A 17,803-nucleotide genomic window follows, 5' to 3' on the forward strand; every position below is an offset into this window, starting at 1 on the left:
TCATTCGTGGTGCTGCGTGATCCGAAAACCGGATCGCTCGATCAGGGCGTCACGGCGCGCGTGGGAAAGATCCGATGTCGTCATTTCGCGCACGAGGGTATCGAAGCTGGTACGCGCCACCCAGCCGAGTTTTTCGCGTGCCTTGCCCGGGTCGCCCAGCAGCGTATCCACTTCGGCTGGACGATGGTAGCGTGGGTCGATGGCGACGATGCACTGCCCAGCTTTCGCCGCGGAATCATCGGACGCATGGGCAACGATGGCCTTTTCGTCGATGCCGCTGCCGACCCATTCGAGCGCCATGCCCAGTTCACGTGCGACGCAATCGACGAACTCACGCACGGAGTGCTGCTTGCCGGTGGCGATCACGTAGTCTTCGGCCTGCGGTTGTTGCAACATCAGCCATTGCGCTTCGACGTAGTCTCGGGCGTGCCCCCAGTCGCGGCGGGCGTCGAGGTTGCCCAGGTACAGGCAATTCTGTAGGCCGAGGTGGATGCGAGCCAGCCCACGGGTGATCTTGCGTGTGACGAAGGTTTCGCCGCGTACCGGCGACTCGTGGTTGAACAGGATGCCGTTGCAGGCGTACAGGCCATAGGCCTCGCGGTAGTTGACCGCGATCCAGTAGGCGTAGAGCTTCGCCACGCCGTAGGGCGAGCGGGGATGGAAAGGCGTGCGCTCGGTCTGCGGCGTTTCCGCCACTAGTCCGTAGAGTTCCGAAGTCGAGGCCTGGTAAAAGCGCGTGCTGCCTTCCAGACCGAGGATGCGGATGGCCTCCAGTAGGCGCAGCGCACCCAGGGCATCAGCGTTGGCCGTGTATTCGGGGGTCTCGAAGGAGACCTGCACGTGGCTCTGCGCGCCGAGGTTGTAGATTTCGTCGGGACGCACCTGCTGCACGATGCGGATTAGGTTGGTCGAATCAGTCAGATCGCCATAGTGCAGTACTAGCCTTCGATCTGGCGTGTGGGGATCCTGATAGAGGTGGTCAATGCGCTCGGTGTTGAATGACGATGCGCGGCGTTTGATGCCGTGCACTTCGTAGCCTTTGGCCAAGAGAAATTCGGCCAGATAGGCGCCATCCTGCCCTGTAATTCCAGAAATGAGTGCGCGTTTCACTGGTGTCCCATTGCCTCAAGGTGGCCGCAAGGCAACAGTCTAAACGCTGCCTGACCTTACGCGTAGCAACACTTTGGATCAGCCATGTGATGGACTGCCCAATCGCAATCGTAGTGCATCGAGTTCTTCATCCAGGCGGCCACCAACGTTCAGTTTCTGCAGTCGTTGGATGGCTTGGTGTGCCTCGTCCGTTCGACCTTGTGCCGCCAGCATGCGGATCAAGGTGATCTGATAAGCCGGTTCGTACGGGCTTGCGTTGACGGCTGCCTCAGTCATGCGCTCGCCGAGCGCATGATCCTCAAGCACGTTCCAGGCGTAGTCGCCATAGGTGGCAAGTAGGCGAGCACTGGGGGCGGAATGTGAGAGCGCTGCCATGAACGCATTCATCATGCGCTGCTGTGGCAGGTCACAACGGCCTTCGTGCGCGCACTGCGTCAATGCGCCAAGCGAGCTTTCATCCTGTACGCCGGGTCTGCGTGCCTGAAGCTTGGCGATCATGCTGTCCCACCAGGCATCCTTCAGCGGCAGCTTCATGCGCGCGTTCATGAAGATCAGCGCCTGCTCCGGCAGGATGGATGAATTGGGCAGCGACGCAGATTTTTCCAGTGGCGCGTAGGCCAGCCTGGTGAAAGGCGAGGCAGGGTCGTAGTGCGAATAGATGATATAGGTCCGGCCCAGTTCGTATTGGGCGCGCGGTGATTGCGGCGCACGCAAGGCCAGGTCCTCGGCCAGTCGCAGGGGATTGCCCCAGGCGTAAGCCGTCATGGCAGTGAGCGCGGTCCAGCTCAGCAGCAGTCCGGCAAGCAGCACATGACGCGGCAGCGCGAATGGTTGGCTGCGCGGAGCAGCGAACAGCGGTGTGATCGCCAACAGCAGGCCGAAGCTGGCGAAGTAATTGCGATGTTCGTAGATCAGTTCCAGCGGCAGGATGGTGCCGGTGAGCAGCTGGCAGCTCAGGAACAGGGCGATGCCAAGGGCCGCCAGTGGTTTGCGCGGGCGCAACCAGAGCATCAATGCGGTCAGGGCTACGAGGAAGACGAGGCTGGCCAGAGTGCTCCACGGGGACAGCAGCCCGGTCGAGATACGGAAGTCGTCGTGGTAGAACGACAGCGCGTTTGGGGTGGGCAGGAGGGTCCATGCGACGTAGTCGGTGACGATGCGTGCTTCACTCAGCAGGCGCGTGCCGAGGGTGAAGTCGCGTGCCGCCCAGGTTGCCGGTTTCAGCACGTTCGGCAGCAGCCATGCCAGGCCCAGGGCAAAGGGCAGCGCGAGCACCAGCAGGAACAGGCCGATCAGGCGCGGGTCATGGCGTCGCGAAAATCTGATCTGGTGTTCTTCCTGGGGAATTGCCGCTTTCTGCGACTGGCTGAAACGGAACAAGGTCCATTCGATCAGCAACGCGTACAGGGGCAGCATCACCGCGGTTTCCTTGGCCAGGGTGCCGATGGCGGTCGGTATGGTGATGCTGGCTGCGCAAAGGATGAAGCCGGTCCATTGCGTATTCCCGAAGCTGGTCGGAGGCGGAACATGACGCGGGTCGAGCATGCGGCGGCGGCCCGTCACGTAGCCGAGCAGCCCCAGCAACACGAACAGGTTGGCCATGCTCTCCATGCGCTGCACCACGTACAACACGGCGGTGAGGTTGATCGGCAACAGCATCCACCCGGCAGCGATCAGCACGGCAACCAGGGAGGCATGCGGATGCTGGCGAGCAGGATCGGATCGCAGCAGTGCCAACGAGAGCAGATAGACCAGCCATCCGTTCAGAAGATGGATCAGCAGGTTGGTCAGCTTCATCCAATAGGGATCGAGTCCGGTCGCCAGATAGTTGATGGCGAAGCTCAACGAGGCCAATGGACGTTTGAAGTCGCTTGCCGGCGAGGAAAGCGCAGCGCCCACCAGTGACGGGAGACTGGCATCGTGTGGCTGTACCCCCTTGTTGTCGACGATGTTGGGGTAGTCGTCGAACAGGAATCCCCCAGAGAGCCCCGGCCAATAGACGATCAGGGTGATGGTGAATGCGGCAAGCAGCGCCAGGAGACGCCACGGTGAGCGGCGAAGAAAGTCCGTCAAGCTGAGACACCTGGTTGGAGGGAATGATTGGAAGTATTCCCGCGGTTCGCCGCGGCGTCGAGAGCGAGCTGATGCCGCAAGTGCTCCAACTCATGCGACCAGTAGTTTTGGCGTTTGAGCACCCATTCATGCAGCCATGGCATGCCGAAGCCGGGCTTCATGGCCTTGTCGCTGACGGCCTCGTAATGGTCGAGCAGGCGCAGGCCATGTGACGGGTAACCGGCACGCCCCAAGGTCGCAGCGGCTTCGAGAGCCATGCCAGGCCGTACCTGCAGGTCGAGCGCATGGATGAAATCGGCCAGGGCTGCATCTGGCTGGTCCTGTGCGAGCGCAATCTTGCCGCGCAGATAGGTCAGATCCTGTTGCGGCCCGGCCGCGGACAGTTTCGGATTCGCCAGTCCGGTGTCGAGCAGCTTCTGCAGGCCTTGTGCAGTCAACCCTGGGCACCCGCCCGACATCGCTACGGGCAGTGTGCGCTCGAACCAGTTGGCGAACAGGGTGCCGGTATTCGGCGTGCCTTGCATGGCAAGTTGCGCTGCTGCGAGATCGGCAGCCGTAATGCCGCCGGTCATGCATCGCGCGCCGATCAGGTTGAAGGCAAGCTGTACCTGATCCGGCTGGTGCGCCAACAGTTTTTCCAGGCGCTGGATGGCCGCTTGTGGTTGCCCGGCCTGCATCTCGATCTGTGCGGCGTTGGTCTGGGCGCGTGCCGAATTGGGGTTGATCTTGGCCCACAACAAAGCCTGGCTGTGTACGTTGCCCCACAGCTCAGCGCGGGCATAGGTCATCCAGGCCAGGCCAAGCGGAAGTACCAGCATCAAGGCGTATTTGAGCAAGTGCAGCTTGCGTGTGTCGGCCAGCCACAGGCCGAGCGGCCAGAACATCAGCAAGGCAGGCAGGTAGTTGCGGTGCTCGAAATAGAGCTCCAGCGGTATCGAGGTGGATTCCAGCAACTGACCGGCGAAATAGAACAGTAGGGCCAAGGCAAGCGCGGGGCGCTGCCGACGTTGCCACCAGGCGAGCCCGACCAGGCCGAGCACGGCCAACATGGCGGGCAGGGTAGTGATTGGTTGCAGCCACGAGGTGGAGGCTATGTACTGGTCGTTGAACAGTCCGCTGGAGAACGGTCGTGGCAACCACAGCAGTTGCAGGTAGTCCAGCAGCACACGCGGCTCGGTAAGCAGGCGCTGGCCGACGCTCCACGGACGAGATCCGACTGGGCCGCCGGCAAGCGTGCCATGGAAGCCCGTCCAGAACAGGTAGCCAAGGATGGCAGCCGAGGGAGCGATGACCAAAGCGAACAATACCAACCGATACGCTTGCCGCGCGCCGCTGTGGTGCATGACGTGCCGACGGGCAAGCACAACCAGCTCGATCAGCAAGGCAAGTATCGGCAGCAAGACGCCGTTGGCCTTTGCCAGCACTCCCAGCACCGTGAAGCCTCCCAGGCCCAGCGTGCTCCAGGTGAGTCCAGCCGCGGTTCTGCCTTGGGTCAACTGATGACGGCCGTGCAACCAGATCAGCAGGCCGGCCATGACGCACGTGGCAGGCAGCATGGCCTCGCGCTGCACGATGTACAGCGTGGTGGAAACCAGCAGGGGGTGCAGTAGCCAGAGTGCGGTTCCCAACAGGGCGGCAGTTCGACTGCGTCGGTCGCTGTAACCCAGCAGGCCAGCCAGCTGGGCCAGTAGGGTATAGAGCAGGGCCCCGTTGAGCAGATGCAGGATCAGATTGGTGCGCTTGAACGGGAACGGATCCGCCGGCCAGTTGTTGGCGTCGAGCAGGAAGGTCAGCAGCGTCAACGGGCGCCCAGTTGGGTCGGCGATACCCGAGGTGATGTAACGCCAAAATACCGGCCAGTTGTCGATGGGGCCGCTGGCGCCGAGTACGGGCAGATTCGCAAAATCGTCGAACAGGAAACCGCCATGCAAACCTGGGTAGTAACTCACGCATGCCAGTAGGCAGAACAGGGGCGGCGCGATCCAATAGATCGCTGAGAAGTTCGTTCGCATTCGGGCTTCCGTGAAAAGAAGAAGGGCCGCGCAAGGCGGCCCTTCCAAACGTGCCTGAACCGGATTGCAGCTTAGCGGCAGGAGGACGGCAGGTACTTGGCATCAACCGTCGACCCGGTGCAGCTCCATGCGATTGAGCCGCTATGGGTGACGGCAGACAGCACAAAAGTCTTGGTGTCGATGGCCTTATTCGCCGATTGCGGCGAATCTTTGCTGAACGTAGCCACGATTTTGCCGGCGGTGCCGGAGATATCAACCGACTTCACGTACTTGCCAGAGATAGATCCAGCCGCGGCGAGGCCAGCCGAGGCGTTGTTGCCGGGGAAGCTGCCCCTGTTGGAGTAGAACTCGGAGATCGCCGTCTTCGCGCCGTCGGTCAGTACCGCGCCCTCCGACACCTGCGTGCGGATCAGGTAGTCCTGGTAAGCCGGGATGGCGATCGCGGCGAGGATCGCAATGATCGCGACCACGATCATCAGTTCGATCAGGGTAAAGCCTTTCTGCATGCTCTTCATGGTGGTTCCTCTGTCTTTGGTTAGCTAACCGTGTGATGCCCCCTGAGCCCCAGTCCCTTATCCCCCTAGGCGGGAACGGACCCCATTCGCATGGTCGGAACGACCAGGAAGCTCGCGGCAAGTCAAGCAGCTTGCATGCCACGCTTGCCGCAGGCTTATTCCCTCACAACCGTAGGCCTTTGGATTGTGCCCGCGGTCACGAAAGCCCGCAACCCTTGGTGAAATAGCGCATAAGGTTTTGGAACTGTGACCGTGGCTGCATGAGGGCACGTTGCTCGTGTCGGTCACTTAGTGACGCTTGTCGTCACTTTGTGCGACAGCTAATGAATGGCGGGCGGCGGTGAAATTACTTGCGGCAGGTCGCGGGCAGGTACTTGTCCGCCACCGTCCCGCCGTTGCAACTCCAGGTAATGCTGCCGGCAAGGGTGACGGCGGAAAGCACCAGCGTGCTGCTCCTGATGCTGGCGTTTGCCTTGGGGCCGTTGAATGCAACTGTGATTTTGCCGGCGGGGGCCAGATCCACGCTGGAAACGTAGTCGCCAGTGATGGACGTGCTTTTTGCGAGGCCTGCGGATTCGTTCCTTGAGGGGAACCGTCCGGTGTTGGAAACGAAATCCCATTCCGCGGCCTTGGCGCCGGTGGCCAGCACCATGCCCTCGGTGACTTGCGTCCGGATCAGGTAATCCTGATACGCCGGGATGGCGATGGCGGCCAGGATCGCGATGATCGCCACGACGATCATCAGCTCGATCAAGGTGAAACCGGCGGAAATGCGCTGGCGCAACATGGTGGACTCCCCTGTGAGTGCTCCCAAGGGCATTCACGATTTGTACCAAATGTGAAGACGGAGTGTGCGTCGCATCACAACGATGAACTTGGCCGTTGAAGCCCTCCGGCGGTCTACGGCCCATCTCGACCGATTCCGGCTTGCTTGCGTCTCGATGGGCCTGCGCTTTACCGTCACCGCTTTCAACACCCAAGGACCACCCATGAAACCTCTCATAGCCGCGCTGCTGCTCGCATTGGTGGCGGCGCCTGCGATGGCGCAGTCCGCCGTGGATACCGCCTTCGTCAAGGCCGAGGGCGCGCACGCCTTCAACGTGCGCGACCTGGTGATGATGGATCGGGTCAGCGACCCGCAGCTGTCGCCGGACGGGCGCCATGCGGCGTTCGGCGTGCGCAGTACCGACTACGCGGCGAACAAGGGCGTCAACGCGATCTACGTGCTGGATTTGGGCAAGGGCGGCCAGCCGGTGAAGGTGGTGGACAAGGGCAGCTCGGCGCGCTGGTCGGCGGACGGGCGCAGCCTGTATTTCGTGGCGCCGGCCAAGGGCGTGGCGCAGCTGTGGCGGGTGGACCTGGGCGGCAAGGGTGGCCTGGATCTGGCGCGGCATGCTGCACCGGCGCAGGTAAGTCATGGGGTATTGGACGTTGGCGGCTACAAGCTGTCGCCGGACGGCAAGCAGGTGCTGCTGTCGTACGAGGTGTTCACCGATTGCGCCACGCTTTCGTGCACCCAGCAGCGCCTCGACGCACGCGCGAAGGACAAGGCTAGCGGCACGCTCTACGACAAGCTGTTCGTGCGGCACTGGGATAGCTGGGCCGACGGCCGGCGCAACCAGCTGTTCGTGGCCCGCTTCGACGGCAAGGGCCAGCTGGCCGGCGAGCCGAAACTGCTGAGCCGCGGCATCGACGGCGACGTGCCGAGTAAGCCGTTCGGCGACGAGAGCGAGTTCGGCTTCGCGCCGGACGGCAAGACCGTGTACTTCGGTGCGCGCATCGCCGGCACTACCGAGCCGTGGTCGACCAACTTCGACGTGTACAGCGTGCCGGCGGATGGCTCGGCCGCGCCGAAGAACCTCACCGCCGAGAACAAGGCGTGGGACGCCTACCCGGTGGCCTCGCCGGACGGCAAGACGCTGTACTACCTGGCGATGAAGACGCCGGGTTTCGAAGCGGACCGCTTCGCGATCATGGCGCTGGACCTGGCCAGCGGCGCGAAGCGTGAGGTCGATCCGCAGTGGGACCGCTCGCCCGGCGGCCTGACGCTTTCCGCTGACGGCAAGACGCTGTACGCCACTGCCGACGACAACGGCCAGCACCCGCTGTTCGCGATCGACACGGCCAGCGGCAAGGTCAGTCAGCTGGTCAGTGATGGCACGGTGGGCGGCTTCTCGCTGGCCGCCGGCAAGCTGCTGCTGACCCGCGACGACCTCAAGCGGCCGGCCGACGTCTACCTGGCTGCCGCCAACGGCAGCGGCCTGAAGCAGGTCACCCACTTCAATGCAGCGGACCTGAAGAACGCGAAGATGGGCGACGCCGAGTTCTTCACCTTCAAGGGTTGGAACAACGAAACCGTGCAGGGTTACGTGGTGAAGCCGGTCGACTATCAGCCGGGCAAGACCTATCCCGTGGCGTTCATCATCCACGGCGGCCCGCAGGGCGCGATGAACAACGGCTGGAGCTACCGCTGGAACCCGCAGACCTACGCCGGCCAGGGCTTCGCGGTGGTGACGGTGAACTTCCACGGTTCCACCGGCTACGGCCAGGCGTTCACCGACTCGATCTCCGGCGACTGGGGCGGCAAGCCGCTGGAAGACCTGAAGCTGGGCTGGAAGGCCGCGCTGGACAAGTACAGCTTCCTCGACGGCAACCGCGCCTGCGCGCTCGGCGCCAGCTACGGCGGCTACATGGTGTACTGGATCGCCGGCGTGTGGAACCAGCCGTGGAAGTGTCTGGTCGACCACGACGGCGTGTTCGACGCCCGCGCGATGTACTACGACACCGAGGAGCTGTGGTTCGAGGAGCATGAGAACGGCGGCACCCAGTACGAGCACCCGGAGAACTACGAGAAGTTCAACCCGCTCAACCACGTCAAGGACTGGCGCGTGCCGATGCTGGTGATCCATTCGGCCAAGGATTTCCGCATCCCCGACACCCAGGGCCTGGGCGCGTTCACCGCGCTGCAGCGTCGGGGCATTCCCAGCCAGCTGCTGCACTTCCCCGACGAGAACCACTGGGTGCTGAAGCCGCACAACAGCGTGCAGTGGCATGACTCGGTGAACGCCTGGCTGAAGCAGTGGACGGCGAAGGGCGCCCCGGGGGCCGCCTCGCATTGAGCCGATTGTCAGCGCTTTTGTTCCTCCCCCTGCCAGGCAGGGGGGAGGTTAGGAGGGGGTAGTCCCGGGCTGGCGGGAAAGATCAAGAGCACCCCACCCCAGCCCTCCCCTGCGATGCAGGGGAGGGAGCAAAAGCATGGCGGTGCTGGCCATGGCTTCCTCCCCCTGCAAGGCAGGGGGAGGTCAGGAGGGGGTAGTCCCGGGCTGTCGGGAAAGATCAAAAGCACCCCTCCCCAGCCCTCCCCTGCAAAGCAGGGGAGGGAGCAAAAGCATGGCGGTGCTGGCCATGGCTTCCTCCCCCTGCAAGGCAGGGGGAGGTTAGGAGGGAGTAGCCCCGGGCTGGCGGGAAAGATCAAGAGCACCCCACCCCAGCCCTCCCCTGCGATGCAGGGGAGGGAGCAAAAACTTGGCGGTGCTGGCCATGGCTTCCTCCCCCTGCAAGGCAGGGGGAGGTCAGGAGGGGGTAGCTTCGGACTGGCGGGAAAGATCAAGAGCACCCCACCCCAGCCTCCCCTGCGATGCAGGGGAGGGAGCAAAAGCTTGGCGGTGCTGGCCATGGCTTCCTCCCCCTGCAAGGCAGGGGGGAGGTTGGGAGGGGGTAGCTTCTGGCTGGCGGGAAAGATCAAGAGCACCCCACCCCAGCCCTCCCCTGCGATGCAGGGGAGGGAGCAAAAGCTTGGCGGTGCTGGCCATGGCTTCCTCCCCCTGCAAGGCAGGGGGAGGTCAGGAGGGGGTAGCTTCGGACTGGCGGGAAAGATCAAGAGCACCCCACCCCAGCCCTCCCCTGCGATGCAGGGGAGGGAGCAAAAGCATGGCGGTGCTGGCCATGGCTTCCTCCCCCTGCAAGGCAGGGGGAGGCTGGGAGGGGGTGGCTCTTGCGATCAGTCCGCCAAGGCGCGCAGCCGGCTGCGGGTGAAGGCGCCGAAGCGCAGTTGCTCGCATAGCGCGTCGAGTTGGTCGAGCGGCGGTGGGCGGCGCTGCAGGGTGTCGGCGGAGTCGGCGCCCGGGGCGTCCAGCGCGATGCGGGTGAGGCGACGGTACAGCCGCGCCTGCTCGGCGTGCTCTCGCAGTTTCGCGGCGCAGGCGGCGGCGCCGCGCAGGCGCAGGAAGGCGACTTCGTCGACGCGGTCGAGCAGCGCGTCGAGGCTGCCGAAATGGCTGAGCAGGGCGGCGGCGGTCTTGGCACCGATGCCGGGCACGCCGGGGATGTTGTCCACGCTGTCGCCGCACAGGGCCAGGTAGTCGGCGACCTGGTGCGGGTGCACGCCGAGTTTTTCGTGCACGCCGGCCGGCCCCCAGCGCAGGCCGCGGGCGTAGTCCCACTGCTCGTCGTGCTCGCCCAGCAGCTGGCCGAAATCCTTGTCGGCGGAGACGATCACGCTGCGCCAGCCCTGCGCGCGCAGGTTCCACACGGTGCTGCCGATCAGGTCGTCGGCCTCGAAGCTGTGGTCGATCATCAGGTGCACGCCGAGCGCCTCGGTGATTGCGCGGCACTGCACGAACTGGCGTTCCAGGTCGGGTGGCGGCAGTTCGCGGTTGGCCTTGTACGGCGGATAGATCGCGTTGCGGAACGAGCTGGTCAGCGAGGCGTCGAACGCCACCGCGATGTGTTCCGGCTGCACGCGCTCGAGCAGCTCGCACAGGAAACGGGTGTAGCCGTGCACTGCGTTGACCGGATGACCGTCGGCGTCGTGGAATTCGTCCGGCATCGAGTGCCAGGCGCGGAACACGTACATGCTGCCGTCGATCAAATGGACGGCTGGACGTCCGTTCGCCGGCGTGCTCACGGCGTCCATGTGGATACCAGCTCGTCCAGCGCCGGGCGCTCGCGGTCGGGTACCTCGATCCGCGGCGTGCCGAGGTGGACGAAGGCGACCACGTGCTCGTTCTCCGCCAGGCCGAGGGCGCCGGCCACTTCGCGGTCATAGGCGGCCCAGCCGGTCAGCCATTGCGCGCCATAGCCCAACGCGTAGGCGCCGAGCAGGATGTTGTAGGCGACGTTGCCGGCGCACAGCTTCTGCTCGATCTGCGGCACCTTGCTGTCGAGCTGCAGCCTGGCAACCACGGCGATCACCAGCGGCGCGAAGGTGTAGCGCGTGCGCTCCTTTTCCAGCTTGGCCTCGGACATCTCCGGGTGATTGCGGGTGGCGATGGCCGCCAGCCGTTCGCCGAACGCCAGCTTCGCCTCGCCCTGCAGGCGGATCAGCCGGAACGGCACCAGCTTGCCATGGTCGGGCACGCGGATCGCCGCCTCCAGCAATTCGTGCAAGGTCGCCTCGTCCGGCGCCGGCTCGCCGAGTTGGCGCGAGGGGACGGAATGGCGTTGCTGGAGCAGGGACAGGGCAGCGGACATGGAGCGGTTCTTTCGATGGGGACTGCCCATGCTAGCCGGCGCAGCCGTTGCGTGCGAACGGTCAGGCCGACAGCGGTAGCTTGAACGAGCCCGGTAGCAGGGCGGCCACGCTGGTCTGCCGGGTGTCGCCACGCAGGTTGGCCAGCAGCACCGGCATGGCGTCGTCGCATAGTTCGGACATCACCTGGCGGCAGGCGCCGCAGGGGCTGACCGGCGCGTCGGTGTCGGCGACCACCGCGATGGCGGCGAAGTCGCCGGGCCGGCAGCCGGCGGCGACGGCGTTGAACAGTGCGGTGCGTTCGGCGCAGTTGCAAAGGCCGTAGGAGGCGTTTTCCACGTTGCAGCCGCTGAAGCGGCGACCGTCGCGGGTGAGCAGGGCGGCGCCGACCTGGAAGTTCGAATATGGCGCATAGGCCTGTTCGCGCGCGCTGCGCGCCAAGGCCAGCAGGTCGTCGAAAGCATCGGAAATGGCGGGCATCGGGAACTCCAGCGATGACCCCGGCGCGCATGGGCGCGTGTGCCGGCGGGCCAGCTTACTCTTTTGCGCCGGCCCGGATCAAAGCCTGCGAGTGCCGTTAAGATGGCTGGACCAATGCCGAGGGGACTGCACCATGCCGATCACCGTAGCCGCTTTGCGCGAGACTGCCGCCGGGGAGCGGCGCGTGGCGATCACGCCCGAGATGGCGAAGAAGCTGCGCGGCAAGGGCCTGCGCGTATTGCTGGAGCATGACGCGGGGCGCGCCGCCGGTTTTCCCGACGCCAGCTATGCCGAGGCCGAGTTTGCCGATGCCGCCGGCGTACTGGCGCAAGCCGACGTGCTGGCCTGCGTGCTGCCGCCGCATGACGCGGTGTTCGCCGGCCTGCGCGAAGGCAGCGTGGTGGTCGGCCAGTTGCGTCCGTACGGCGCGGCCGAACGCATCGCCGCGCTCACCGCGCGCAAGCTCACCGCGTTCTCGCTGGAGCTGCTGCCGCGCACCACCCGCGCGCAGGCGATGGATGTATTGAGCTCGCAGGCGGCGGTGGCCGGCTATCGCGCCATGCTGATCGCCGCCGAGGCCTCGCCGAAATTCTTCCCGATGCTGACCACCGCCGCCGGCACCATCCGGCCGTCGAAGGTGCTGGTGATCGGCGCCGGCGTGGCCGGTCTGCAGGCGATCGCCACCGCACGCCGGCTGGGTGCGCAGACCGAGGGCTACGACGTGCGCCCGGAGACGCGCGAGCAGGTGGAGTCGCTGGGCGCGAAGTTCCTCGACCTCGGCGTCAGCGCGGCGGGCAGCGGTGGCTACGCACGCGAGCTGTCGGCGGAGGAGCGCGCCGCGCAGCAGCAGGCGCTGGCCGATCACCTGAAGTCGTTCGACGTGGTGGTCAGCACCGCGGCCGTGCCGGGGCGGCCGGCGCCGAAGATCCTGACGGCCGCGATGGTCGAGGGCATGAAGCCGGGCGCGCTGGTCGTCGACCTGGCCGCCGAGAGCGGCGGCAACTGCGAACTGACCCGCCCGGGCGAGCGGGTCGAGCACGGCGGCGTGGCGATCCTGGGCCCGCTGAACCTGCCCGCCGGCGCGCCGCTGCATGCGTCGGAGATGTACGCGCGCAACGTATTCAACTTCCTTGAACTGCTGGCGCACGACGGCGAGCTGAAGCCGGATTTCGACGACGAGCTGGTGGCGAAGAGCTGCCTGGCCCACGCCGGCGAGACACGCTTCGCCGGCTGAACGGGCCGTAGGGCGGGCACTGCCCGCCGGCTTTTGACGGGCAAGAGCGGCGGGCAGTGCCCGCCCTACGGATCTTGAAAAAACGCCCCGCGCAAGGCGGGGCATTTTGTCGATCAGGGTTGGCCGGGCCCGCCGGGTGGCGGTGCCGGCGGGCGATCGCGGCCGCGGCGCTCGTCCCAGTGCAGGCGTTCGGCCGGGGGCAGGGCGCGCCATTCGCGGATCAGCTTTTCGCGTTGATCCGGCGGCAGTCGCTGGAAGCGCTCGAAGGTGGCGTGCAACTGGTCGCGCTGCTGCGGCGAAAGTTCGTTGAACTTCCGCCGGTTCTCGCGCGCCTGGCGGCGTTCGTCCGGGGTCATTTGCTGCCAGTGGGCGATGTGCCGGCGGATTTCCTCGCGTTTCTCCGGCGACAGGGTCACCCAGCGTTCGGCGCGCTGCAGCATGCGCGATTGCTTGCGCGGCGACATGCCGTTCCATTCGTTCTGCAGCGGCGCCAGTACGTCGCGCTGCGCCGGGTCGAGGCTGCTCCACGGGCGCGGCGGCGGCGCGTCGCTGCGGGGTGGTGGCGAGGGCGCGTCCTGTGCGTGCAGCGGCGCCGTGGCGATGCCGCCGAGCAGCACGGCCAGCAGCAGGGTCAGGATCGGGCGGAGGATTCGGGTCATGGTTCAGCGGGCTGCCGTGTGGCTGCTGGTGGAAGCCAGCCAGCCGTAGAAGTCGAGGTTCTGGTAGAGGTTCGGATCGGCCTTGTCGGCATCCGGCGGCAGCTCGCTGTCCAGGTCGTCGACGCCGCTGGCGGCGTGCATCGCGGTGGCGGCGGGCTGCGGCGGCAACGGCCGCCACACCATCATCGCGGCCAGCGCGATCACCGCAAAGGCACCGGTCGGGATCAGCCAGCGGACGGCGCGGCGCGCGGCGGGCACCCGTGCCGTCTCCAGCGCCTGCCGCCGGGCCGCGCGCAGGCGCCCGGCGGTGGCCGGGTCGAGGCGTTGGGCGGCCTCTTGCCAGAGTTCGCGGGCACGCTGTTCGAGCTGTTCGTCGAGCCTGCTGTTGTCGGGCGAGTTCATCGCCAATCCTCCAGTTGGTCGCGCAGATGGTGCATCGCGCGCGACAGATGGGTTTTCACGCTGCCTTCGGAGCAGCCCATGGCGCGGGCGGTTTCCGCCACGTCGAGCCCTTCCAGCATGCGCAGCATGAAGGCTTCGCGCTGGCGCGGCGGCAACTGCCGGACCGCGGCGGCCATGTCCGCGTACGACTGCACGTCGTGCAGTCGGCCGAGCGGGTCCTGGCCGGGGTCGACCGGTTCCCACGCGGGCAGCTCGTCGCCGTCGTCGTCGCGGCCGCCGCCGAGCCAGCCCACCACGATCGAGCGCACCTTGCGCCGGCGCTGCAGGTCGACCACGCGCCGACGCAGGATGCCCCAGAACAGCGGCGACCACTCCGCGGCCGGCCGCTCGCGGTAGTGCCGCACCAGCCGCAGCATGGCGTCCTGCACTGCGTCCAGGGCGTCCTCGCGGTGGCGCAGCTGCAGCTCGGCCATGCGGAACGCGCGACGCTCGATCTGCGCCAGGAACGCATCCAGCGTGGCGGGCGTTTCGCGGGCGTCGCCCAGCAGGTCGGTGCCGAGCGTGCCGACCACGCTGTTCATGGATTCATCAGCCGCGGCGTCGGGTGCAGCATCCTCGGGCTCCAACGGTTTGTTCCCGCTGTTCAACGCGGCAGGCTCGCATGGGTTGACCCGCACCCGTATGATGCGAACTCGACGTCCGGGCGGGCGGCTTGGAAGGGGAATGGGGTCATGATCGACGGTTTCCTGGCGCTGTACATCTTCATGCTGGCCGCGTTCACCGGCTACGAAATCATCGCGCGGGTGCCGGTGATCCTGCACACGCCGCTGATGTCCGGCTCCAACTTCGTGCACGGCATTGTGCTGGTCGGGGCGATGATCGCGCTAGGCCACGCGAACACGCCGTTCGAGATCGCGATCGGCTTCATCGGCGTGCTGCTGGGCGCCGGCAACGCCGCCGGCGGCTACGTGGTGACCGAGCGCATGCTGGAGATGTTCAAGTCCAGCAAGCCGGGCGCCGGCAAGGAGGCCAAGTGATGAGCTGGCTGCCCACCTTGATCAAGGCCTGCTATTTCCTCGCCGCGCTGCTGTTCATCCTGGGCCTGAAACGCATGAGCTCGCCGCGCACCGCGCGCGGCGGCATCGTCTGGGCAGGCTTCGGCATGCTGCTGGCGGTGCTGGCCACGTTCTTCCTGCCGGACATGCACAACCGCGGGCTGATCGTCGCCGCGGTGCTGGTCGGCGTGGCCGCCGCCTGGTGGAGCGGCCGCCGCGTGGCGATGACGGCGATGCCGCAGATGGTGGCGTTGTACAACGGCATGGGCGGCGGTGCGGCGGCGGCGATCGGCGCGGTGGAACTGATCGGCTACGCGCGTTCGGCGGGCCTGCTGCATGCGGTGCCGGACACCTCGCCGCTGCGGCCGGAGGCGTGGGCGGTGAACGGCCTGCCGCCGGCGCTGTCGCCGACCGAGCTGGCGCTGGGCGTGCTCGGCGCGCTGATCGGCGCGGTCAGCTTCTCCGGCTCGCTGGTGGCGTTCGCCAAGCTGCAGGGCTGGATGGACAAGCGCTTCGTGTTCCCCGGCCAGCGCACGGTGAACCTGCTGCTGCTGGCGGCGGCGCTGGCCACCGGCGTGCTGCTTGCCGTCGGCCATGCCAGCCCGGCGCTGATCGTGGCGTTCTTCGCGCTGGCGCTGGCGTTCGGCCTGATGATGACGCTGCCGATCGGCGGCGCCGACATGCCGGTGGTGATCTCGCTGTACAACGCGTTCACCGGCCTGGCGGTGTCGTTCGAGGGTTTCGTGCTGGGCAACGAGGCGATGATCATCGCCGGCATGGTGGTCGGCGCGGCCGGCACCTTGCTGACCCAGCTGATGGCCAAGGCGATGAACCGCTCGCTCGGCAACGTGCTGTTCGGCAGCTTCGGCGCCGCCGGCGGCGAGGCGCAGGCGATCGGGGGCGCGCAGAAACCGGTCGACGCCAGCGATGCGGCGGTGATGATGGCCTACGCCGAACGCGTGGTGATCGTGCCCGGCTACGGCCTGGCGGTGGCGCAGGCGCAGCACAAGGTGTGGGAGTTCGCCCAGCTCTTGATCAAGCGCGGGGTGAAGGTGAAGTTCGCCATCCACCCGGTGGCCGGCCGCATGCCCGGCCACATGAACGTGCTGCTGGCCGAGGCCGGCGTGCCGTACGACCTGATCGCCGACATGGACGACATCAACCCGGAATTCCCCGCCACCGACGTGGCGCTGGTGATCGGCGCCAACGACGTGGTCAACCCGCTGGCGAAGACCGATCCGGCCTCGCCGATCTACGGCATGCCGATCCTCGACGTCAGCGCGGCGAAGCAGGTGATCGTGATCAAGCGCGGCAAGGGTACCGGCTTCGCCGGCATCGAGAACGCGCTGTTCTACGCCGACAACACCCGCATGCTGTACGGCGACGGTCAGGCGGCGGTAGGCGAGCTGGTGGCGGCGCTGAAGGACATCGACGCCTGATCGATCGGCATTTTTGCTCCTGCAAAATCCCGTCAGCTGCGCCGGCGTGGCCGGCGCCAGGCCAGCCATGCGGCCAGCAGCATGCCCAGCGCGATCCAGGTCATGTCTGCCGGCGACAGCGCCATCCGCGAGAGCTGCCACAGCATGCCGGGGCCGGCGGTGCGCATCGCCTCGACCAGGCCCATGCCCATGTTGCCGGCGATCAGCACGCCGGCGACCAGCATGTTGACGTAGAGCGCGGCCAGCAGGGTGGCGCCCGCGGCCAGCAGCGCCGCGGGCGCGCCGGGCGGGCGCACGCAGGCGCGGATGGTCCAGGCCAGCAGCGCGCCGATCGGCAACGCCAACCACGGCAGCGGGTGGCGCAGGTACAACGCCGCCACCATCCACGTGGCGCCGGCGGCCAGACCCAGCATGGCGGCGCTGAACAGCGCGAACGCCGCCAGCGATGCGGCGCGGATGTTCATCGGCGGAGGCGACGCGTCGGGGCGGGCTGGAACATGCGCGGGGTCCATCGGGCAAAGCGCGCATCATAGCGTGCCGTCGGCGGCCCCGGCCTTGAAGTGCATCGCCGCCGGCCTGATCTGGGACAAGCGGTCCCGCGTGGCGGACGGCATAATACGCATTCCGGGCTCGACGCATGGCCGCGCCCGCAGATACAGGATCGGCGTTGGCATGAGTGGTTTCAGTCTGAGCAGCGAACCTTTCACCCTGGTGCGCGATTGCAGCGCCGTGATGGTGCCGCAGGGCGAGGTGGTGACCCTGCCGGCCGGGCAGATCGGCTACATCACCCAGGCGCTGGGCGGCAGCTTCACCGTCTATGTGGAAGGCAACCTGTTCCGCATCGCCGGCGACGACGCCGACGCGCTGGGCAAGGAGCGGCCGGCGCCGATCGAGGTGCCGGCGGACGCCACCAACGAGGACGTGGAAAAACTGGCGTGGGACCAGTTGCGCACCGTGTTCGATCCGGAGATCCCGGTGAACGTGGTCGATCTGGGGCTGGTCTACGACCTCAGCCTGGAGCAGGTCGAATCCGGCGAGCGCAAGGTCTACGTGAAGCTCACCCTGACCGCGCCGGGTTGCGGCATGGGCGACATCCTGGTCGACGATGCGCGCACCAAGCTGGAGATGATCCCCACGATCACCGAAGCGGACGTGGACCTGGTGTTCGACCCGCCGTGGACGCATTCGATGATGTCGGACGCGGCGAAGCTCGAAACCGGCATGCTCTGAACCCTGCGGCCGGCCGTCGTGACGGCCGGCCGCAGTACGCGGTCGCCGCCCCGTTTCCCGCCGTCGCGCGCCGGTCGCGATGGCCGGCGGCGCATGATCTTGCCGCGCACCGCGGCCAGCGCCG

17 protein-coding genes are annotated in these 17,803 nt (G+C 66.5%); 5 read left to right on the forward strand and 12 right to left on the reverse strand.

What is annotated here, in order from left to right:
• The 5 genes from gmd to R5H19_RS03605 form a co-directional block, all read right to left on the reverse strand.
• Complete coding sequence (gene gmd / locus R5H19_RS03585; RefSeq protein WP_318157605.1) at positions 1-1,110, reverse strand: GDP-mannose 4,6-dehydratase; 1,110 nt, start codon at positions 1,108-1,110, stop codon at positions 1-3.
• Between the two features lie 78 nt (positions 1,111-1,188).
• Positions 1,189-3,183 carry a hypothetical protein gene (locus tag R5H19_RS03590; protein ID WP_318157606.1) on the reverse strand — a complete coding sequence of 665 codons (1,995 nt, stop codon included), beginning with the start codon at positions 3,181-3,183 and terminating at the stop codon, positions 1,189-1,191.
• Positions 3,180-5,195 (reverse strand): tetratricopeptide repeat protein, encoded by a 2,016-nt coding sequence (locus R5H19_RS03595; RefSeq protein WP_318157607.1) that lies wholly within the window; start codon positions 5,193-5,195, stop codon positions 3,180-3,182. Before R5H19_RS03595 ends, R5H19_RS03590 begins: the two co-directional genes overlap by 4 nt.
• Positions 5,196-5,266: 71 nt before the next feature.
• Positions 5,267-5,710: a pilin gene (locus tag R5H19_RS03600; RefSeq protein ID WP_318157608.1), complete on the reverse strand. Its 444-nt coding sequence runs from the start codon at positions 5,708-5,710 to the stop codon at positions 5,267-5,269.
• Between the two features lie 346 nt (positions 5,711-6,056).
• The gene (locus R5H19_RS03605; RefSeq protein WP_318157609.1) at positions 6,057-6,497 is read right to left on the reverse strand and encodes a pilin; all 441 of its coding nucleotides are present in this window, start codon (positions 6,495-6,497) and stop codon (positions 6,057-6,059) included.
• A gap of 202 nt (positions 6,498-6,699) precedes the next feature.
• On the opposite strand from R5H19_RS03605, the gene R5H19_RS03610 reads away from it, so the two are divergent.
• Positions 6,700-8,829 (forward strand): S9 family peptidase, encoded by a 2,130-nt coding sequence (locus R5H19_RS03610; RefSeq protein ID WP_318157610.1) that lies wholly within the window; start codon positions 6,700-6,702, stop codon positions 8,827-8,829.
• An 881-nt stretch (positions 8,830-9,710) separates the two neighbouring features.
• On the opposite strand, the gene R5H19_RS03615 is transcribed toward R5H19_RS03610, so the two are convergent.
• The 3 genes from R5H19_RS03615 to cdd form a co-directional block, all read right to left on the reverse strand.
• Entirely contained in the window at positions 9,711-10,625 is a 915-nt protein-coding gene (locus R5H19_RS03615; protein WP_318157611.1) for a 5'-3' exonuclease H3TH domain-containing protein, read from the reverse strand.
• The gene (locus tag R5H19_RS03620; protein WP_318157612.1) at positions 10,613-11,182 is read right to left on the reverse strand and encodes a nitroreductase; all 570 of its coding nucleotides are present in this window, start codon (positions 11,180-11,182) and stop codon (positions 10,613-10,615) included. The genes R5H19_RS03615 and R5H19_RS03620 overlap by 13 nt, the downstream gene beginning before the upstream one ends.
• 61 nt (positions 11,183-11,243) lie before the next feature.
• Complete coding sequence (gene cdd / locus R5H19_RS03625; RefSeq protein ID WP_318157613.1) at positions 11,244-11,660, reverse strand: cytidine deaminase; 417 nt, start codon at positions 11,658-11,660, stop codon at positions 11,244-11,246.
• A gap of 133 nt (positions 11,661-11,793) precedes the next feature.
• Here cdd and R5H19_RS03630 point away from each other — a divergent pair, with 133 nt between their 5' ends.
• Positions 11,794-12,894 (forward strand): NAD(P) transhydrogenase subunit alpha, encoded by a 1,101-nt coding sequence (locus tag R5H19_RS03630; protein ID WP_318157614.1) that lies wholly within the window; start codon positions 11,794-11,796, stop codon positions 12,892-12,894.
• A 113-nt stretch (positions 12,895-13,007) separates the two neighbouring features.
• Here R5H19_RS03630 and R5H19_RS03635 read toward each other — a convergent pair whose 3' ends face one another.
• Genes R5H19_RS03635 through R5H19_RS03645 form a run of 3 tightly spaced genes read right to left on the reverse strand, consistent with a single transcriptional unit; the run spans position 13,008 to position 14,536 of the window.
• Positions 13,008-13,553, reverse strand: a complete 546-nt coding sequence (locus tag R5H19_RS03635; protein WP_318157615.1) for a DUF3106 domain-containing protein — start codon at positions 13,551-13,553, stop codon at positions 13,008-13,010.
• A gap of 3 nt (positions 13,554-13,556) precedes the next feature.
• Positions 13,557-13,955: a hypothetical protein gene (locus R5H19_RS03640; RefSeq protein ID WP_318157616.1), complete on the reverse strand. Its 399-nt coding sequence runs from the start codon at positions 13,953-13,955 to the stop codon at positions 13,557-13,559.
• On the reverse strand, positions 13,952-14,536 hold the full coding sequence (locus R5H19_RS03645; RefSeq protein WP_318157617.1) for an RNA polymerase sigma factor: 585 nt from the start codon (positions 14,534-14,536) through the stop codon (positions 13,952-13,954). The genes R5H19_RS03640 and R5H19_RS03645 overlap by 4 nt, the downstream gene beginning before the upstream one ends.
• Positions 14,537-14,686: 150 nt before the next feature.
• On the opposite strand from R5H19_RS03645, the gene R5H19_RS03650 reads away from it, so the two are divergent.
• Positions 14,687-14,992: an NAD(P) transhydrogenase subunit alpha gene (locus R5H19_RS03650; protein ID WP_318157618.1), complete on the forward strand. Its 306-nt coding sequence runs from the start codon at positions 14,687-14,689 to the stop codon at positions 14,990-14,992.
• Complete coding sequence (locus R5H19_RS03655; RefSeq protein ID WP_318157619.1) at positions 14,992-16,449, forward strand: NAD(P)(+) transhydrogenase (Re/Si-specific) subunit beta; 1,458 nt, start codon at positions 14,992-14,994, stop codon at positions 16,447-16,449. Before R5H19_RS03650 ends, R5H19_RS03655 begins: the two co-directional genes overlap by 1 nt.
• Before the next feature lie 32 nt (positions 16,450-16,481).
• Here the strand turns inward: R5H19_RS03655 and R5H19_RS03660 are convergent, their stop codons facing one another.
• Positions 16,482-16,913 (reverse strand): hypothetical protein, encoded by a 432-nt coding sequence (locus R5H19_RS03660; RefSeq protein WP_318157620.1) that lies wholly within the window; start codon positions 16,911-16,913, stop codon positions 16,482-16,484.
• 208 nt (positions 16,914-17,121) lie between these two features.
• Here R5H19_RS03660 and sufT point away from each other — a divergent pair, with 208 nt between their 5' ends.
• Positions 17,122-17,679 carry a putative Fe-S cluster assembly protein SufT gene (gene sufT, locus R5H19_RS03665; protein WP_318157621.1) on the forward strand — a complete coding sequence of 186 codons (558 nt, stop codon included), beginning with the start codon at positions 17,122-17,124 and terminating at the stop codon, positions 17,677-17,679.
• The last annotated feature ends 124 nt before the right edge of the window (positions 17,680-17,803 follow it).

Origin of the sequence: Rhodanobacter sp. KK11, from assembly GCF_033345435.1 — a bacterium.
In the GTDB taxonomy this organism is placed as follows: Bacteria; Pseudomonadota; Gammaproteobacteria; order Xanthomonadales; family Rhodanobacteraceae; genus Rhodanobacter.